The 1,937-nt window shown below is 44.3% G+C and carries 4 protein-coding genes; 1 reads left to right on the plus strand and 3 read right to left on the minus strand.

Annotated features, from left to right (window positions below):
• From ACP5N5_RS06810 to ACP5N5_RS06820, 3 genes are all read right to left on the minus strand, one after another.
• Window positions 1–270, minus strand: a 270-nt coding sequence (locus ACP5N5_RS06810) for a hypothetical protein (protein ID WP_428134418.1), incomplete at its 3' end; no start/stop codon positions are given.
• The gene (locus ACP5N5_RS06815; RefSeq protein WP_276813994.1) at window positions 263–529 is read right to left on the minus strand and encodes a hypothetical protein; all 267 of its coding nucleotides are present in this window, start codon (window positions 527–529) and stop codon (window positions 263–265) included. The genes ACP5N5_RS06810 and ACP5N5_RS06815, both read right to left, overlap by 8 nt.
• A gap of 78 nt (window positions 530–607) precedes the next feature.
• Window positions 608–1,258 carry an archaellin/type IV pilin N-terminal domain-containing protein gene (locus ACP5N5_RS06820; RefSeq protein ID WP_428134423.1) on the minus strand — a complete coding sequence of 217 codons (651 nt, stop codon included), beginning with the start codon at window positions 1,256–1,258 and terminating at the stop codon, window positions 608–610.
• Between the two features lie 186 nt (window positions 1,259–1,444).
• Here ACP5N5_RS06820 and ACP5N5_RS06825 point away from each other — a divergent pair, with 186 nt between their 5' ends.
• A complete protein-coding gene (locus tag ACP5N5_RS06825; RefSeq protein WP_428134426.1) occupies window positions 1,445–1,831 on the plus strand; it encodes a hypothetical protein in 387 nt (128 codons plus the stop codon).
• Window positions 1,832–1,937: the final 106 nt, after the last annotated feature.

The raw sequence follows: 1,937 nt of genomic DNA on the forward strand, positions 1-1,937 counted from the left end.
GTAAAGGCTGAAGGGGCCTGTTAAATCAGCTATTACAGCCTTCACCTCGGCGAGAGACCTCTTCAACTCCTCGAGTCCCTCCTTTAACGCTTTAAGCTCCTTAGCTACATCAAGCTCGTTACTAGCCACTACACCACCACCCCTGCCAGCCATTCCAGTGCATTCAAGCCCCTGTAGATCCCTCTTAATAAAGTAGCCGAGCACTCGTCTAGTGAATAAGCGGCAGAACCAGCATTTACAGGGCCAGATAGAGTCAATTGTCTCACCCACATGTATCTAACCCTCTCAAAACCTTTTTCCAGGACAAGTACAATACGTGGAATGCATCAACTGCTACATGAAGAAAATACCTAGCTAGAAACAAAACGAGCAAACCGGCTAAAACACCACCTGTAACACTGAAAACTCCTGGGTAACTGGTAAACAAGTATGTTAATAATACATAGTAAACCATGAACAAGGCCGCGCTAAGCATCAAACCAGTCAAGCCCACAAGCATTAAACCCCTAGCCAAGCCACGGCTTAGCATTAAACCACACCCCTAGACAACTACATGAGATGAATGGCGGGAAAAAACTGATTATACATTTAAGACACCTCTTCAACCCTACACAAGATTAATAACCTCTCCTACTGGCAGTGTTGGAGGTATCATCCTCTCAATAGTTAATGGTGCACCAGCGAGAGGCCTTATTTCAACCGTGAATGATTGATAAGGTCCCAGCTCGAGATCCGTTGGGAGATATATTACTAATAATGCTTTTTCACCAACCTCTAGTACATTGAAGGCTGGTACACCTTTATTCTGCAGTGACTGTACTATGTAGAACGTTGCATTTATACTAGTGCTAGTGGCACTATCTTCATATAGTCTCGTTAAGTTAACCGGCGTACTAGCTGGTGCAGCAACACCGCTGTTTACCTTTAGGAAGGTGCCATTAGGTAGTCTCACTACTACATCTATTTTATCTGTTGATAGATCTACTGCCTGCTGACCTGGTGATATCTTTAATGGTATATAGATAGCGACCACCTTGCCACTAGTGCTCACATATGCCATTACCGAGCCATCAACCTCTAGTGCGCTGCTAGCCTCGTTTAATGCCTGGTTCATTACCTCTTTGCTCTTCTGTGTTGTGAACATTCCCATGTTTAATACTACGAATGCCAGCGCGGCAGCCACTATTACGAACGCTATTAGGACTATTGCTGCCTCAATGCCTACTATTGCTTTTTTACCTTTCCTCCTACCGGGCATACTTTGCCACCAGAATTCGTTTTACACGGGGCTTTTTAAATATTCAACGCTTTATTCGACGGTTTGGAGACATATACGCTTTCATGGTTTATTCGGCGAGTCGTCGAATCCACGAGACCGACGAGTTTTTCTAAACCCATCGTATTTAAGGCTTTGAAGAGGAGATAGTATTGTGGGTGCATAGTATTGATGGAGAATTATGTAGAAAGGGTCCCAGCGATTACTAGATCCAGCTATATGGATGCAGTAAGAGAGGAGCTCTCGTTGATAGCCGATGGTATCGTAGTTAAGTATGCAGTGGTGGCTGGGTACAGGGAGGGCGTGATAGCCTATTGGCCACCGGAGACACCCATGGAGGTCTTTGAACTGGCTGAAAACATATACTTGAAGACACAGGATCCATGCTACGCTGTCATCGAACCGGTTGGCTCACCATACAAGTACCTATTATTACACCTTGGTGACAAGATTATATTGCTCACCCTGGATAAAAGGGTTGAAGGAGAAGAGCTCGGAAGGAAGATACTTATGGTCCTACTAGCTAGTTCATCAAGATCAGGGCATATATTATAGTCCGGGACATCATTAAGCGCTGGTGAACAAGTAGTGTTAATATACTTCAACCCTCTCGATCTGAATCCTACTTAATGTTGTGAATGCTGATATGTCTAGCAATAGC

This window comes from Desulfurococcus sp., assembly GCF_049970475.1.
GTDB classification, from domain to species: domain Archaea; phylum Thermoproteota; class Thermoprotei_A; order Sulfolobales; family Desulfurococcaceae; genus Desulfurococcus; species Desulfurococcus amylolyticus.

Excerpts from the sequence above, each read along its gene's own strand:
- ACP5N5_RS06815 (WP_276813994.1), bottom strand. The coding sequence starts at position 529 with ATGCTAAGCCGTGGCTTGGCTAGGGGTTTAATGCTTGTGGGCTTGACT.
- ACP5N5_RS06820 (WP_428134423.1), bottom strand. The coding sequence starts at position 1,258 with ATGCCCGGTAGGAGGAAAGGTAAAAAAGCAATAGTAGGCATTGAGGCA.